Raw genomic sequence first — 14,749 nt, 5'->3', positions numbered from 1 at the left:
CAGATTTGTAAGACTAAAGGGGCAGGAAAAAGGCTGTATTTTGGTCGAAGTGAAGCTCAAGACGAGATCAATGCCAACAATACAGCCTTACTTAATTTAAATAATTTCAGAGGAAATTAAAATTCTTCTTGGTTGGTTGCGCCAATACGGTGAATACTTAAGTCAGCACCTTTGTATTCTTCATCTTCACTCAAGCGTAGTCCAGATACCGCTCGAACACCACCATAGACCAATGCACCGCCGATTAAAGCTATAGACACTCCAGCAAGTGAACCGATAAGTTGTGACATAAAGGATACGCCACCTAAACCGCCAAAGCTTTCCAAGCCAAAAATACCACAGGCGAGGCCGCCCCATACGCCACAGATACCGTGTAGAGGCCAGACACCAAGCACATCGTCAATCTTGGTTTTGTTTTGCATCCAAGTGAATGACAAGACAAAAATCGCACCTGCTACACCACCTACAACCAATGAGCCCATCGGATGCATCACATCAGAACCCGCACACACAGCAACTAAGCCTGCTAATGGTCCATTATGAATAAAACCTGGGTCGTTTTTACCGAACCACAGTGCAGTTAAAATGCCGCCCACCATCGCCATTAATGAATTAACCGCAACCAAACCGCTTATCCCATCAAGAGTTTGCGCCGACATGACATTAAAACCAAACCAACCTATGCACAAAATCCATGCGCCTAAAGCTAAAAACGGAATATTAGAAGGTGCAAACGCAGTGACTTTACCGCCCTTCATGCGACCATTGCGCATACCCAGCATAATAACGGCCACCAAAGCTAACCAGCCACCCATACCATGCACCACAACAGAGCCTGCAAAATCGTGGAAGCCTGCGCCAAAAGAACTTTCTAACCACGTTTGGAAGCCATAATTACCGTTCCAAATAATGCCTTCAAAAAACGGATATACAAAAGCGACGGTTAAACCAGAAGCAATTAAAAATGGGTAAAATTTAGCGCGTTCGGCAATACCACCCGATACAATCGCAGGAATGGCTGCTGCGAAGGTCATCAAAAAGAAGAACTTCACCAAATCATAGCCTGAGTTTTCACTCAAACTCGCTGCGCTAGCAAAAAAAGTCGTGTCATAAGCGATAAAATAGCCTATGAAAAAGTAGCATAAGCACGAGATACCAAAATCAGTCATGATTTTGATCAACGCATTGACTTGGTTTTTATGACGTACGGTACCAACTTCTAAAAATGCAAAGCCTGCATGCATGGCAAACACCATGATGGCACCTAGTAGAATAAATAAAGTATTTGCACTGAGAAGCAAGGTCTCAACGGCACTATTGACTGTGTCCATTTGGATTTCCTAAGTGTTGTAATTACTCTAACCACGAGCATTTTTTGCTGTTATGTGGTGCGATGTGCGTGAATCCGCATCTTGTGATGTGGGATAAGCAATTAACGAGCCAAAATGGATAACCTTAAATTTCAATCACTTAAATTTTTTCAAGTAATTGCACAGTCAAGGTGCGCACCAAAAAAGAGCAAAAGGCACCGTTATAGTGCTGATTTTATATGCAGTTTTGTCATTTTACTCTACACAAAAATATCAACTAATGTGTATCATATAAAAGACTAATGTTAATTTACGTTTAAAGACTTATCATGCGCAATTTATGCTTTTTATCTACTGATAACCTCGAAGACTTCTTTGTCTGGGATAGCCTGTGCGAAGAACCATTTGCAGAAAAGGGGTTTACCGTAGATACTGCCTCTTGGCACAACTTTACTCATGACTACTCTCAATACGAAGCCGTTATTGTTCGCACGACATGGGATTATCAAAACAGTGTGACCGAGTTTTCTCAATCTCTGGCACGTATCGAGCAGTCTGGTACCAAGCTCATCAATCCGTTGCCATTGATGTTGTGGAATATCAATAAACGCTATCTGCGCACCCTCTCTCAGCAGGGCGTCCCCATCATTCCGAGTATTTTTTTAGATAATCTAAAGGGTATCGAATTGCATGAGTTTTTTGAAGATTTTGCGTGCGATGAAGTTATCTTTAAACCCCTAGTAAGCGCAAACTCTGATAACACCTTTCGCGTTTCAACCAAGACATTGCCAACCCAAGAAGCCGAGCTAAAAAGTGTTTTTGCTAATACAGAGTGTATGGTCCAGCCATTTTTGTCGGCCATTGTGGATGACGGTGAATACTCTTTATTTTTCTTTAATGGGCAGTATTCGCATACGATTAAGAAGGTGCCTAAAACAGGGGATTTCCGGGTCCAAGAAGAACACGGTGGGCAACTGTATTCGGTTCAACCAACTCCAGCGCAACTTGATGTCGCGCAGAAGGTACTGACTGCTTTACCCAGTGAGTGTCTTTATGCTCGAGTTGATTTGGTAGACAACAAAGGTCAATGGCAATTGATGGAAGTGGAGCTTATTGAGCCCTCTTTGTATTTTAATATGGATCCTGACTCGCCCTCACGGTTTGTCACGGCGACCATCGATTATCTAGCAAAATAGAGCTTATTTGAATAAATGCGGATCGAACTCGTGACCAAGTTTCTCGGTTTTGGTTTTGAGGTAGTTCTTGTTGTCTTCTGTCATCCCATGATCGATGGGCTTGCGTTCCACAACATTAATACCCAGTTCCGTTAACGCTTTGACCTTTTTGGGATTATTCGTCATGAGTTTGACGTTTTGCACGCCTAAATGAGCCAGCATAAACTGACACATCCCGTATTCTCGCAGATCTGCATCAAACCCCAAGTGCTCGTTTGCTTCAACCGTATCAAGGCCGGTATCTTGTAATTCGTAAGCGCGGATTTTGTTGAGCAAGCCAATGCCCCGTCCCTCTTGACGTAGATATAACAAGACCCCAATGCCGTTTTCAACAATATTTGACATAGCTTTTTCTAATTGAAAACCACAATCACAACGTGTTGAAAATAACGCATCTCCAGTCAAGCATTCACTGTGTACGCGAATAGGTACGACATCATCCGCTTGCCACTGGCCATAAGTCAAAGCCACATGTTCCTGTTGCGTCTCAGTATCAACAAAGCCATGAATGGTAAACTCGCCTTTTCGAGTTGGGAGTTTGGCAGCACTGACAAATTGGTATTTTTGCATCTTTTGGGTACTCAGTTTCAATGGGCGAGTATAATACCCACTTTTACGCAGACATGCGAGTATAAGCTCAACTTGAGCAAGACAAAGCAATCCCTTTATTGTCCGCTTCGGGCGCACTTGCCCAATAGCGTTGTTCACTGGTCGGCTCAAACGGATTCATCAACGCGTCTAAGTAACTATGAAACAAAGAAAAATCACCCTCTTGTGCCGCAGTAATGACGCTTTGCGCATGATGATTACGTAATACAATAGCTGGATTGACTTGTTGTAGCTGGATTTGAAATTCCAAAAATGGCGTCGGGCCGATGATCTCTTGATAACGTGTTACCCAATTATCAAAACGCTTAATGTCCACATAATCATTCCGCAGTGCTTTAATCGCTTGCCAATCAGACGCATCCGCTAGCGCTCGAAAACTCAAATGATAGTCTCTCGCGGGTTGTTGCAACAAAGTCAAAAACTCAGTCGCGACTTCAACATGTTCTTGACTAAAGGGCATGGCTAAGCGCTGACACATTAAACGATGATATGTATCTAACAACATCGGTTCATAAGTCTGCAACGCCTCTTTGAGCTCATCAATCGATGCATAACGCCGAAACGCTTGACCCAACGCATTTAAGTTCCACAAACCAATGCCTGGCTGGGCTGAAAAGCGATAACGTCCTTGATGATCTGAACGATTACAAATGTAATGCGGTTCAAAATCATCAAAAAAAGCATAAGGACCGTAATCAAACGTTATCCCATGCACTGACATGTTATCCGTGTTCATTACCCCGTGATTAAAGCCATAAACTTGCCATTGTGCAATCAGCTTAGCCGTAGATTGAATGATGGCTTTGAACATGGCTAAATGAGGATTATCTGCTTTGCTTTGCTCGACAAAATGGTACTTGAACGCGTAGTCAAATAGCGCATCGAGATTGGTTTGGTCATCAGTGTGGTGATAGTACTCAAAATGCCCAAAGCGCAAGTGACTCGGTGCGGTTCGGATCATCATTGCCGCGCGCTCTTGCTTTTCTCGATACACCGGCTCATCCGTGGTGAACAAACACAAGGCTCTTGAAGTTGGGATTCCAATAGCGTGTAAGTATTCACTCGCTAAATACTCACGAATTGTGGAGCGCAACACCGCTCGACCATCAGCGTGCCGAGACCAGGGTGTCGGCCCTGCGCCTTTAAGGTGCAAATCCACTTTTTTGCCATTAGTATCAATGACTTCAGCCAACAACAATCCCCGACCATCACCTAACATGGGATTCCACTGACCAAATTGATGACCGCCGTACTTTTGTGCGACTGAATGTTTGTTTAATGGGGTATCTTCACCAAAAATTTGTGTGACTAATTCATTACCTTCTAACCAACTGTCAGGAAGTTGTAATTGCTCCCAAAAAGACTTGTTAACAACTTGTAACTGAGGCTTGTATAATGGGGTTGGCTTAATGGCAGGAGCCGTTTCTGCCAGTTCCTGCGCATAAGTGTATGTAAAATGTGCCGACATAATGAGTTATTTTAGTTAAGACTAAACCATTTTACCAAAGTCATGCGTATGTAACAGGGCTATTTGAGGATATATTATGATTACTTTGCACCACCTTAATCATTCACGCTCGCAACGAATTTTATGGCTGTTAGAAGAGCTCGAACTCGATTATTCCATTACAACCCATTCGCGAGATCCAAAAACGCAATTAGCGCCACAAAGCCTAAAAAAGATTTTTGCATTAGGTCGCTCCCCTGTTGTCACGATTGAACAAGCGGATAAACCGACCATCGCCCTTGCTGAAAGCGGCGCCATCGTTGAATACCTTGCCACACATTATGGCAAAGCGGATCTGCGTATAGGCCCTGATGAAGAAGCCCATGCTGATTATTTATATTGGTTACACGCTTGTGAAGGTACGATTATGCCTCCACTCATTGCGGAACTGGTTATGGGCAAAGCGAAAGCCAAGAAAAAGCCATTTTTAGTGCGCAATATCGCGGATAAAGTCATTGATGCGATTATGGATGCATATTACCGTCCAAACGGTCAAGCCAATCTTGCTTATGTCGAAGCATACCTTGCCAAACGGCATGCTGCAGGCGAGACATTTTTTGTTGCCGACCGGTTTACCATCGTTGATGTTATGATGCTGTTTCCATTAGAGGCTATTTGTGCAACACGCAATGAACAAACTCTGCCTCATATCAAACGCTACGTTGACGCAATGCAATCTCGCCCAGCTTATATAAAAGCCCTAGACAAAGGTGGCGAGTATCAATTTGGCCCCAAAAACGCCGCCTAAATCAGTCAGTCCTTGGTTAGATGCGTTTCTATCACACGCAAAAACGCATCGCCATACTTGTCTAACTTTACGCGCCCCACCCCATTGACTTGTAAAAAGTCAAACTGTGTTGTCGGCAGTTGTTTGGCCATATCCACCAAAGAGGCATCGGAAAAAACCACGTATGGCGGGATGTCGTGCTCATCGGCAATACTTTTGCGCAAGGCTTTAAGTTTGGCAAATAACGCCTTGTCGTAATTCTGAGTCGCATTGAAAACCGGTTTGCCCACACTCGTGCGTGGGACCGCTAATTCAAGAGACACTCTGCCTTGCAACACTTCTTTGCTCGGCTCGGTTAGTTTTAGTGCGCCATACTCAACAATATCGACGCGCAAATACCCAAGATGAACTAGTTGCTGGATGATGTTGTGCCAATATTCATCTGAGCGGTCTTTACCAATGCCAAAGGTAGATAGTTGATTGTAGCCTTGCTCAACGGCTTTTTGTCCGCCACGGCCTTTTAAGACATCCACCACTTGATTGGCCGTGCCCTGCATCCGCATTCGATAAACACATGAAAGGACTTTTTGCGCAACTTGTAAGGCAGGAAAGTGCGTGGGCGGGTCTAAGCATACATCACAATTTCCACATTTATCGGCGCTGAATTCAGCAAAGTAATTGAGTAAAATCTGCCTGCGACAGGTTTGCGCTTCAGCAAAACGATGCATCGCAGAAAACTTTTCTAACTCAACATTTGCCCTTGGTGAATCAGATTGTGTGATCCAATCTTGCATTCGAGCAGCGTCTTTTTCACTGAACAACAAGACCGCCTCTGCCGGCAATCCATCCCGCCCAGCTCGACCGGTTTCTTGATAATAGCCTTCGATGCTGCGCGGTAGATCGTAATGAATGACATACCTGACGTTTGATTTGTTGATCCCCATGCCAAATGCCACTGTGGCGACCACCACATCAACGTCGTCATTTTGAAACAATCGTTGCGAGTACTCTCGATCGAAGCTCTCCATCCCGGCATGATAGGGAGCGACTTTGTAGCCTTGCTCTTTGAGTTTGCTACTGACCTCATCCACGCGCTTGCGGCTATTACAATAAATAATGCCACTGCCATCTTGGCTGCGGATGAACGATTTTATTTGCTCTAGCGGCTTATATTTGTTGATGACCGAATAGCGAATATTGGGTCGGTCAAAACTGGATAGCTGAATATACGGATTGCGCAGATTGAGTTGTTGTTCGATGTCGGCTCGGGTAGTCAAATCCGCCGTTGCCGTCAAAGCCATCATAGGAATGTCTGGTAATGCCTGACGCAGTTGCCCTAGTCGACGATAATCTTGACGAAAATCATGCCCCCACTGGGACACACAATGCGCTTCATCTACCGCAATCAAGCCAATCTGTAACTCTTGTAAGCGCTGGATAAAATCGCGTTGCAATAATCGCTCGGGTGCAACAAACAAAATATCGAGCCTCTCTCGATGCATATCTTGATAGACCTGAGCGGTTAGTTCAGGTGCCTGGGCGGAGTTCACGAGCGCCGCTCTGAGACCGACTCCTTGACATTGTGCAACTTGATCTTGCATCAACGAAATCAAAGGTGACACCACCACTACCAAGCCTTGTAGTACAAAACCCGGAAGCTGGTAACACATGGATTTACCGCCACCCGTAGGCATTAACACAATAACATCACGGCCACTGAGCGCGGCATCTAACACCCCTTGCTGACCAGGTCGAAATTGACTGTAACCGAATTGTTGCTTGAGCACATCAACAAGTTGTGGTGTGGTGTCTAACACATGAAAACCAAGGAAATACAGAATGTCTGTAGTGTAGCAGAAGGCCGATCATCTGCCCATCAATCTGCTTGCAAATGCCTAAGATTTGGACAACAATGCGCCCTCACTCAACACAGGTCACTCTATGCTTTCGCGTTCTTATTTTATACCTACCTCTACCGCTCAGTCTGGAGCATTATTCGCGATTGCTGCGTACTTTATGTGGGGGCTTGCCCCAATGTATTTTAAGGCCTTACTCGAAGTTCCTGCACTTGAGATCCTCATGCACCGTGTCGTTTGGTCAGCAGTGGTATTGGGTGTGTTGATTGTCGTATTTACCCAATCAGGCAAAGTTGTTCAAGCATGTCGTTCTCCCAAAATTCTTGGCACTCTCGTGTTGTCAGGGCTGATCCTTGGCTTTAATTGGGGCTTGTTTATTTGGGCGGTAAACAACGACCATTTGCTTGAGGCGAGTCTTGGCTACTACATCAACCCGTTGTTTAATGTGTTGTTTGGTTTTGTATTCTTAGGTGAGCGTTTTCGACGTTTACAGCAGATTGCCGTCGGCATGGCAGTGGTGGGTGTAGCAATTCTTGTGCTGACGTTCGGCGATGTCCCCGTCATCGCTTTGGCACTAGCCGCTTCATTCAGTATTTATGGCTTGATCCGCAAACAAATCGCGGTCGATTCCATGCCCGGTTTATTCATTGAAACCTTGTTGATGTTGCCTTTTGCCCTGCTGTTCTGGCTCAATACTGATTCACCAACGATTGATTTTACGGTAAATTCATTTGAATTGAACACCTTGCTGATATTGGCGGGCGTAGTGACAACCGCGCCACTCCTGTGTTTTACCGCTGCAGCACGCCGTATTCGTTATTCTACCCTTGGTTTCTTCCAATATATCGGTCCGTCTTTGATGTTCGTTTTGGCGGTTTTCCTATATCACGAGCCGTTTACCCTTGACCGGATTGTGACGTTTGCCTTGGTCTGGTCAGCGCTTGGTATATTTGCGTATGATGCTTGGCGAGACGCCCGCTCAAGTAAAAACTGAGCTGATGGAAAATTGCAACTAGTCTATTTATAGTCTATATTTAAACCACTATCGATTGGAATATAATATGCCTATACAAACCATAAGTTATCTTAAACAAAATGCAGCTGATTTGTGCGTAGAAGAACCCTTAGTCATTACGCAAAATGGAAAGCCTAAATACGTTGTAGAAGACTATGCGCAACATCAGTTCAAGAATGAAGCCTTGGCAATGATTAAGCTTGTTACTTTATCCGAAAATGAGATAAGTAATGGGGATACAGTATCAATTGACGATTTCAACAATGTAATCAAACAAAAGTACCAACTAAATGGAAATTAGGTTTGCGAAATCGTTTTATGTACAGTTTGACTTATTAGTGATGCATTTCGCACCGTATTATCCTGCGAATAAAGCTGCCGAGAACATCTTAAAAACGATAAACGACTTTGCAGAACAGGTAAATTCTCATCCAGAATCGTGTCCGCTATCACCACACCTTGTTTCCTTAGGCTTCAATGCCTATCGCGAATTCAACAAAGGACATATCAAGATCATCTACAAAATCAACAAGCAGTACATTGATGTTTTGCTGATATGCTCTGAGAAGCAAGATCTAGAAAAGCTCATCGTCAACTACTGCCTGATCAAGTAACTACAATGGCGTCAATTTAGCGAAGCCCAACACCAACCACTTCGTACCAAAATCATCAAAATTGACTTGTACGCGAGCAGTTTCGCCAGAACCTTCATAATTCAAAACCGTTCCGTCGCCAAACTTAGCATGGCTAACGCGCATCCCTAAGCTGAAACCAGTCTCAGCAAATGCCTCATGACTGGCATTATTACTAAAGCGATTATAAACCGGAGTCGATACGTTTTGACGCAGGCGGATTTCTTCTAGGAACTCACTTGGGATCTCACGAATAAAGCGCGAAGCGGTATGAAACTTGTCTTGCCCATATAAACGGCGACTCTCGGCATGGGTAATATAGAGCTTTTGCATCGCTCGAGTGATCCCCACATAGCACAAGCGACGTTCTTCTTCTAAGCGGCCAGGCTCATCATTGGACATATTCGAAGGGAACATGCCTTCTTCGACTCCTGCCAAAAACACCAGCCCAAATTCCAATCCTTTCGCTGTATGGATCGTCATTAACTGTACTGCGTCTTGGTCTTTTTCAGCTTGATTGTCACCGGCTTCCAATGAAGCATGGGCTAAAAAGGCCGAAAGTTCGGTCATATCTTCGGCTTCCATTGGCGGCTCAAACGTTTTACACGCCGTCACAAGCTCTTCTAAGTTTTCCACACGCGCTTGGGCTTTTTCGCCTTTTTCCGCTTGGTACATCGCAAACAAACCTGAGGCCTTCATGGCGTGGTCGGCTTTTTGTTCTAAAGGCAAAGGCTCAATGTGCGCAGCGATGTTTTCCACTGTCTCAATAAAGGTGTTGAGAGAATTGGCCGCTCGTGGACTCATGCCCTTTTGCTGAAGTAAATGCTTACTTGCGTCCCACATACTGAGATTATTGGTACGAGCATAATCACGGATCACACTGATTGACTTATCACCTAAGCCTCGCGCAGGTGTATTGACGATGCGTTCAAACGCCGCGTCATCGGCTGTGTTATTGACTAAGCGCAGATAACTCAATGCATCTTTGATCTCTTGCCGTTCAAAGAAGCGCAAGCCGCCATAGATCCGATAAGCCAACCGCTCGTGCAACAATGCTTCTTCCAAAACACGTGATTGAGCATTGTTGCGGTACAAAATCGCACAGTCAGATAGCGCATTGCCATGCTCAAACCATTCTTTGATCTTTGACACGATAAACCGCGCTTCATCCAGCTCATTAAAGCCTGCATACAAGCTGATTTTTTCACCCTCTTCATCTTCGGTCCAGAGGTTTTTGCCCAAGCGCCCTTGGTTGTTAGCGATCACTGCGTTTGCTGCATTGAGGATAGTGGCTGTAGAACGGTAATTTTGCTCAAGCCGAATCGTCGTGGCCTGATAGTGCTCCAAGAACTTATTAATGTTATTCACATTGGCACCGCGCCAGCCATAGATAGACTGATCGTCATCACCGACAATCATCGTGTGATTTTGGTCGGATTTGAGTAGGCGTAACCATGCGTATTGAATATTGTTGGTGTCTTGAAATTCGTCCACCAAGATCGCTTGAAAACGACGCTGATAATGCTCTAGTAAAGTGTGGTTATCGCGCAATAATTCAAACGCCCGCAATAACAACTCACCGAAGTCGACCAAGCCAGAACGCTCGCACGTATCTTGATAAGCTTGATAGATATTCTTGAGAGTTTGTTGATTGGGATCGCCAAAAGTTTCGACATCCTTAGCGCGCAAACCCTCGTCTTTATTACCATTGATGAACCACTGCGCCGATTTGGCTGGCCACAGCTTTTCGTCGAGGTTTAACGCTTTGATGGTGCGTTTAACCAAACGCAACTGATCGTCTGAATCCAACACCGTAAAGCCATCGGGTAATCTTGCTTCACTGGCATGCTTGCGCAACAAGCGGTGGGCAATACCGTGAAATGTGCCCATCCACATATTGGGTAATGGCTGACCTTGCAACGCTTCGATGCGACCTCGCATTTCACGAGCCGCTTTATTGGTAAACGTAACGGCCAAGACGGACAATGGAGAAACACCCACGACATTCATTAACCAGGCGATACGATGTACCAACACTCGAGTTTTACCCGAACCCGCGCCTGCTAATACCAGTTGATTTTGCTCAGGCGCCGCAACCGCCTCACGCTGATGATCATTAAGGCCATCTAAGAGTTCAGAAACATCCATCGTTTATACCAATTGCAGTAGTTCGTTTAGATTGTCGAGTTGCACACATGGCAGAGCTCGAAAAGGTTCTTTACGCAAATACATAGAGCGGTTTGCAGCGTACCAGGCGGTTGCCATGCCAGCTTTGTGGGCGCCCCACACATCGTTGTATGCATTGTCCCCAACGTGAAGAATGTGCTTAGCTGGAAGGTCTAAAATATCCATTGCTGCATCAAACATATCGGGATGAGGTTTGGAGCGATATTCTGTATTTGCATGATAAATATGTGAAAAATACTGACTAATGCCAATTGCTTCACAGTCGACGTTGCCATTCGTAATGGCAACCAATGGGATACGTTGAGCCAAGCTCTCTAATACGGCATGTACAGAGTCATCTATCGTAAAATCACTGCGTACAGTATAAAACTGTTCAAAACAAGCCTGCACGGCTGTGTTTAACTCTTCGCCCTGATAGCCTGCACTTGCTAACCCCAAGCGCAAAGAAGCTAAACGTAGCTTACCCATGTCGTGTTTGAGCTCTGGGTGCTGTTGTAGTGCTTCCGCCTTAAAGCTAAACCAATGCATTGAACTGATGTGTTTGGCCAAAGGATATGATGAAGCAATAAATTGCATTAGACTTTGCTCAGCCCGCATAATAATAGGCCAATTGTCATAGAACGTGTCGTCCAAGTCGAACGTCATGGCCTTGGGCATTGCAAATGGTCTAAAGCATCTCATAAATTCACATCTTACGTTCTGACTTTGAGTAGAACCTGCTCAAGTAACTGTTTTAAAGGCAACAAAAACAATGTATCCATATCTGGATGAAAGTGCGATGGATCCTCTGATCCAAGCGCGAGCAAGCCAAGCTTTTCTTTTGTTCCTAATAAAATCAGAGCACAAGAACCAACTTGTTTATCATTAAAAATTTGTCTTACTTCGTCTTTAGCGAGTCGGCCAAAAAAGAAATCGCTTTTTTTGAAGCGCTTTTCAATCAGCTTATGATGTTGAAAATCAGCCAAATCAGGCCGTGTCACAAATACTTGCAAAGCAAAATTCGTAAATGCCAATTCACCACTAAACGATGCTGACAGTGCCTCTTCCACCTCATTTATACTCTCACAAACGTACAAAGACTGCATCAGACTCGCAAAAATCTGAAATAACTGCTCATTGTGGTCGGCATGACTGATTAATTGTGCTAACTCTTGTCGTTGTTGATGCAACTGTTGTCGTAGTTGGTCAGTTTGTAATTCCACCAATGACACAGTGCCCGGGTGTAAGTTTGGTAATTTTAGCTCCGGCAATACTTCTGGATTTTCGACAAAAAAACTCGGATTATCAATCAAATACTCCGCGATTTGTTCAGGCGTCAATACGTGTTGACTCATAGTGGTATGCATCCTTCAAAAACGATTTCCGCGGGTCCTGTCATTTTGACTGGCTGATCGGCATTAGGCCATTTGATGAGTAGATCTCCTCCTGGCAAGCTGACTTTGACCTCACGATCGAGTTTGTCTTGCACATGTCCCACGACCATCGCGGCACATGCGCCTGTACCACAAGCTAAGGTCTCGCCTACCCCCCGCTCAAATACTCGCAGTTTGATGTGCTTGCGAGAAATAACCTGCATAAAACCAACATTGACACGAGCAGGAAAACGCTCATGCGACTCTAAACGCTCGCCTACACCAAGCACATCATATTCATCCACATCATCGACCATGATCACGCAATGCGGATTCCCCATTGAGACCGCACCGACAAAAAAGGTTTGCTCATTATCACGAATAATGTAGGTTTTTTCTTGTTTTTGCGCCTGCAACGGAATGGCCTCAGGCTTGAAATTAGGCATACCCATATTGACTGTGACCTGCCCATCGCGCTCGAGATACAATACAATATTGCCGGATTTGGTGCTCACCGCAATGCGATTTTTGTTGATCAGTCCCTTGGCTTTGACAAATCGGGCAAAACAACGCGCGCCATTGCCGCATTGCTCGACTTCACTGCCATCAGCATTAAATATGCGATAGTGAAAATCTTGTTCCGGATCATAAGGCGGTTCAACTAACAACAGCTGGTCAAAGCCAACACCAAAATTACGGTCGGCAAGCTGTTTGATTTTTTCCGGTGACAAATACACATTTTGTGTGACGCTATCGATGACCATAAAGTCATTGCCACATCCGTGCATTTTGACAAATTCAACCGTGTTCTTATTATTTCTATGGTGATTATGTTTATTCAACGATGCTTTCCAATGCCCATAAATCTTCTATGACTTCACGCTTGCGAACTACGTGAACGCTATCGCCATCTACTAAAATTTCAGCCGCTCTAGCCCGTGTATTGTAATTCGACGCCATGACAAAGCCATATGCTCCAGCACTTTTTACAGCCAATACATCACCGGAAGCAATTTTGAGTGAACGGTCTTTCCCTAGAAAATCCCCAGTTTCGCAAACCGGACCCACTACGTCAAAATTGTGCGTTGGCGTCGGATCATCTTCGCCTCTTGGTGTGACCGGGACAATATCCTGCCAGGCGCTGTATAGTGCAGGACGTAATAAGTCATTCATTGCAGCATCAATAATAGCAAAATGCTTATCTTCGTTTTGTTTGAGGTATTCCACTGTGGTTAATAGTACACCTGCATTAGCGGCAATCGCTCGACCTGGCTCCATAATCAATTGCAAATCCTCTCGACCTTGCATACGGTCAGCTATTGCAAACGCATAATCATTGGGATGTGGCGGTAACTCGTCTTTGTAAGTAACACCAAGGCCACCACCCACATCGAGGTGTTTGATATGAATCCCTTTTTCAGCAAGCTTATCAATTAAGCCAAGCAAGCGGTCTAGCGCGTCAACAAAAGGCGCCGTTTCGGTCAACTGTGAACCGATATGACAATCCATTCCTTTGATTGCAAGGTGTGCAAGCGACGCTGCATACTCGTAAGTGGCAATGGCTTCTTGATGCGGTATACCAAACTTATTGGCTTTTAAACCGGTCGAGATATATGGATGTGTTTTGGCATCGACATCTGGATTAATGCGCAGTGAAATCGGCGCTTTGACGCCCATTTCTCCAGCCACTTCATTAATGCGATCCAATTCGGCGAACGACTCGACATTAAAACACAAAATCTGTTGTTCCAGTGCAAAGCGGATTTCATCATGCGTTTTGGCCACGCCAGAAAAAACCACTTTGCGCGGATCACCACCTGCAGCAATGACACGTCCCAATTCACCACCAGACACGATATCAAATCCAGCGCCCAGTTTGGCGAGCACACTTAGCACACCTATATTGGAGTTCGCTTTCACTGCAAAACAAATCAGATGAGGATGATCACCCAAAGCTCTGTCAAAGGCGAGCCAGTGACGCTCTAACGTCTTACGTGAATAGACATACGTCGGTGTGCCATGGTGTTTTGCTATCTCAGCTAAAGACACATCTTCAGCAAATAAAGTTTGGTTTTGGTAAGAAAAATAATCCATTTCAACGCTCTTGCATGGAGGGAGTGCTCATCGATGGTACTTGTTGATTGGGTTTAGCCGGTTCAGGTGGTAAACGCAGAGGCCCTTTTTGCCCACACGCACTTAAGCCGAAACAAAGACAGAGAAGACACAAAAAACCAATCAGTTGGCGACGCATAACATTTCACACAGATTCATGATGCGCTTATGATCAGCAACCCGCTTACAAATTGCAAGTAAAAACAG

The 14,749-nt window shown here is 44.8% G+C and carries 15 protein-coding genes; 5 read left to right on the top strand and 10 right to left on the bottom strand.

Annotation, left to right across the window (positions count from 1 at the left end; all coding sequences use genetic code 11):
- Positions 1-116 precede the first annotated feature (116 nt).
- Positions 117-1,331 carry an ammonium transporter gene (locus NLG07_RS03845; protein ID WP_254856385.1) on the bottom strand — a complete coding sequence of 405 codons (1,215 nt, stop codon included), beginning with the start codon at positions 1,329-1,331 and terminating at the stop codon, positions 117-119.
- A 308-nt stretch (positions 1,332-1,639) separates the two neighbouring features.
- Between NLG07_RS03845 and NLG07_RS03840 the strand changes: the two genes are divergently transcribed.
- Entirely contained in the window at positions 1,640-2,506 is an 867-nt protein-coding gene (locus tag NLG07_RS03840; protein ID WP_254856384.1) for a RimK family alpha-L-glutamate ligase, read from the top strand.
- A gap of 3 nt (positions 2,507-2,509) precedes the next feature.
- Here the strand turns inward: NLG07_RS03840 and ribA are convergent, their stop codons facing one another.
- Positions 2,510-3,115, bottom strand: a complete 606-nt coding sequence (gene ribA, locus NLG07_RS03835) for a GTP cyclohydrolase II (RefSeq protein WP_254856383.1) — start codon at positions 3,113-3,115, stop codon at positions 2,510-2,512.
- A gap of 67 nt (positions 3,116-3,182) precedes the next feature.
- A complete protein-coding gene (locus NLG07_RS03830; RefSeq protein ID WP_254856382.1) occupies positions 3,183-4,622 on the bottom strand; it encodes a YdiU family protein in 1,440 nt (479 codons plus the stop codon).
- Between the two features lie 76 nt (positions 4,623-4,698).
- Here NLG07_RS03830 and NLG07_RS03825 point away from each other — a divergent pair, with 76 nt between their 5' ends.
- Complete coding sequence (locus tag NLG07_RS03825; protein ID WP_254856381.1) at positions 4,699-5,409, top strand: glutathione S-transferase N-terminal domain-containing protein; 711 nt, start codon at positions 4,699-4,701, stop codon at positions 5,407-5,409.
- A 5-nt stretch (positions 5,410-5,414) separates the two neighbouring features.
- Here the strand turns inward: NLG07_RS03825 and recQ are convergent, their stop codons facing one another.
- On the bottom strand, positions 5,415-7,205 hold the full coding sequence (gene recQ / locus NLG07_RS03820; RefSeq protein ID WP_254856380.1) for a DNA helicase RecQ: 1,791 nt from the start codon (positions 7,203-7,205) through the stop codon (positions 5,415-5,417).
- 124 nt (positions 7,206-7,329) lie between these two features.
- Between recQ and rarD the strand changes: the two genes are divergently transcribed.
- The 3 genes from rarD (at position 7,330) to NLG07_RS03805 (ending at position 8,873) form a co-directional block, all read left to right on the top strand.
- Positions 7,330-8,238: an EamA family transporter RarD gene (gene rarD, locus NLG07_RS03815; RefSeq protein ID WP_254856379.1), complete on the top strand. Its 909-nt coding sequence runs from the start codon at positions 7,330-7,332 to the stop codon at positions 8,236-8,238.
- A gap of 67 nt (positions 8,239-8,305) precedes the next feature.
- Positions 8,306-8,560, top strand: a complete 255-nt coding sequence (locus tag NLG07_RS03810; RefSeq protein ID WP_254856378.1) for a type II toxin-antitoxin system Phd/YefM family antitoxin — start codon at positions 8,306-8,308, stop codon at positions 8,558-8,560.
- Entirely contained in the window at positions 8,550-8,873 is a 324-nt protein-coding gene (locus NLG07_RS03805) for a type II toxin-antitoxin system RelE/ParE family toxin (RefSeq protein WP_254856377.1), read from the top strand. The genes NLG07_RS03810 and NLG07_RS03805 overlap by 11 nt, the downstream gene beginning before the upstream one ends.
- Here the strand turns inward: NLG07_RS03805 and uvrD are convergent, their stop codons facing one another.
- Genes uvrD through NLG07_RS03775 form a run of 6 tightly spaced genes read right to left on the bottom strand, consistent with a single transcriptional unit; the run spans position 8,874 to position 14,681 of the window.
- Complete coding sequence (gene uvrD, locus NLG07_RS03800) at positions 8,874-11,039, bottom strand: DNA helicase II (protein WP_254856376.1); 2,166 nt, start codon at positions 11,037-11,039, stop codon at positions 8,874-8,876.
- A gap of 3 nt (positions 11,040-11,042) precedes the next feature.
- On the bottom strand, positions 11,043-11,723 hold the full coding sequence (locus NLG07_RS03795) for an HAD-IA family hydrolase (RefSeq protein ID WP_254856375.1): 681 nt from the start codon (positions 11,721-11,723) through the stop codon (positions 11,043-11,045).
- Between the two features lie 47 nt (positions 11,724-11,770).
- Entirely contained in the window at positions 11,771-12,412 is a 642-nt protein-coding gene (locus tag NLG07_RS03790) for a DUF484 family protein (RefSeq protein WP_254856374.1), read from the bottom strand.
- A complete protein-coding gene (dapF, locus tag NLG07_RS03785; RefSeq protein ID WP_254856797.1) occupies positions 12,409-13,218 on the bottom strand; it encodes a diaminopimelate epimerase in 810 nt (269 codons plus the stop codon). The genes NLG07_RS03790 and dapF overlap by 4 nt, the downstream gene beginning before the upstream one ends.
- Positions 13,219-13,264: 46 nt before the next feature.
- Positions 13,265-14,524 (bottom strand): diaminopimelate decarboxylase, encoded by a 1,260-nt coding sequence (gene lysA / locus NLG07_RS03780; protein ID WP_254856373.1) that lies wholly within the window; start codon positions 14,522-14,524, stop codon positions 13,265-13,267.
- A gap of 1 nt (position 14,525) precedes the next feature.
- Positions 14,526-14,681 (bottom strand): lipoprotein, encoded by a 156-nt coding sequence (locus tag NLG07_RS03775; protein ID WP_254856372.1) that lies wholly within the window; start codon positions 14,679-14,681, stop codon positions 14,526-14,528.
- Positions 14,682-14,749 lie beyond the last annotated feature (68 nt).

The sequence above is a fragment of the Alteromonas sp. LMIT006 genome (assembly GCF_024300645.1).
Classification (GTDB): domain Bacteria; phylum Pseudomonadota; class Gammaproteobacteria; order Enterobacterales; family Alteromonadaceae; genus Opacimonas; species Opacimonas immobilis.
This window is presented reverse-complemented; position numbering and strand designations above follow the sequence as displayed.

Excerpts from the sequence above, each read along its gene's own strand:
- lysA (WP_254856373.1), bottom strand. The coding sequence starts at position 14,524 with ATGGATTATTTTTCTTACCAAAACCAAACTTTATTTGCTGAAGATGTG.
- NLG07_RS03775 (WP_254856372.1), bottom strand. The coding sequence starts at position 14,681 with ATGCGTCGCCAACTGATTGGTTTTTTGTGTCTTCTCTGTCTTTGTTTC.
- NLG07_RS03830 (WP_254856382.1), bottom strand. The coding sequence starts at position 4,622 with ATGTCGGCACATTTTACATACACTTATGCGCAGGAACTGGCAGAAACG.
- uvrD (WP_254856376.1), bottom strand. The coding sequence starts at position 11,039 with ATGGATGTTTCTGAACTCTTAGATGGCCTTAATGATCATCAGCGTGAG.
- NLG07_RS03840 (WP_254856384.1), top strand. The coding sequence starts at position 1,640 with ATGCGCAATTTATGCTTTTTATCTACTGATAACCTCGAAGACTTCTTT.
- NLG07_RS03790 (WP_254856374.1), bottom strand. The coding sequence starts at position 12,412 with ATGAGTCAACACGTATTGACGCCTGAACAAATCGCGGAGTATTTGATT.
- NLG07_RS03805 (WP_254856377.1), top strand. The coding sequence starts at position 8,550 with ATGGAAATTAGGTTTGCGAAATCGTTTTATGTACAGTTTGACTTATTA.
- dapF (WP_254856797.1), bottom strand. The coding sequence starts at position 13,218 with ATGCACGGATGTGGCAATGACTTTATGGTCATCGATAGCGTCACACAA.
- NLG07_RS03795 (WP_254856375.1), bottom strand. The coding sequence starts at position 11,723 with ATGACGTTCGACTTGGACGACACGTTCTATGACAATTGGCCTATTATT.
- NLG07_RS03845 (WP_254856385.1), bottom strand. The coding sequence starts at position 1,331 with ATGGACACAGTCAATAGTGCCGTTGAGACCTTGCTTCTCAGTGCAAAT.
- NLG07_RS03825 (WP_254856381.1), top strand. The coding sequence starts at position 4,699 with ATGATTACTTTGCACCACCTTAATCATTCACGCTCGCAACGAATTTTA.
- NLG07_RS03810 (WP_254856378.1), top strand. The coding sequence starts at position 8,306 with ATGCCTATACAAACCATAAGTTATCTTAAACAAAATGCAGCTGATTTG.
- rarD (WP_254856379.1), top strand. The coding sequence starts at position 7,330 with ATGCTTTCGCGTTCTTATTTTATACCTACCTCTACCGCTCAGTCTGGA.
- ribA (WP_254856383.1), bottom strand. The coding sequence starts at position 3,115 with ATGCAAAAATACCAATTTGTCAGTGCTGCCAAACTCCCAACTCGAAAA.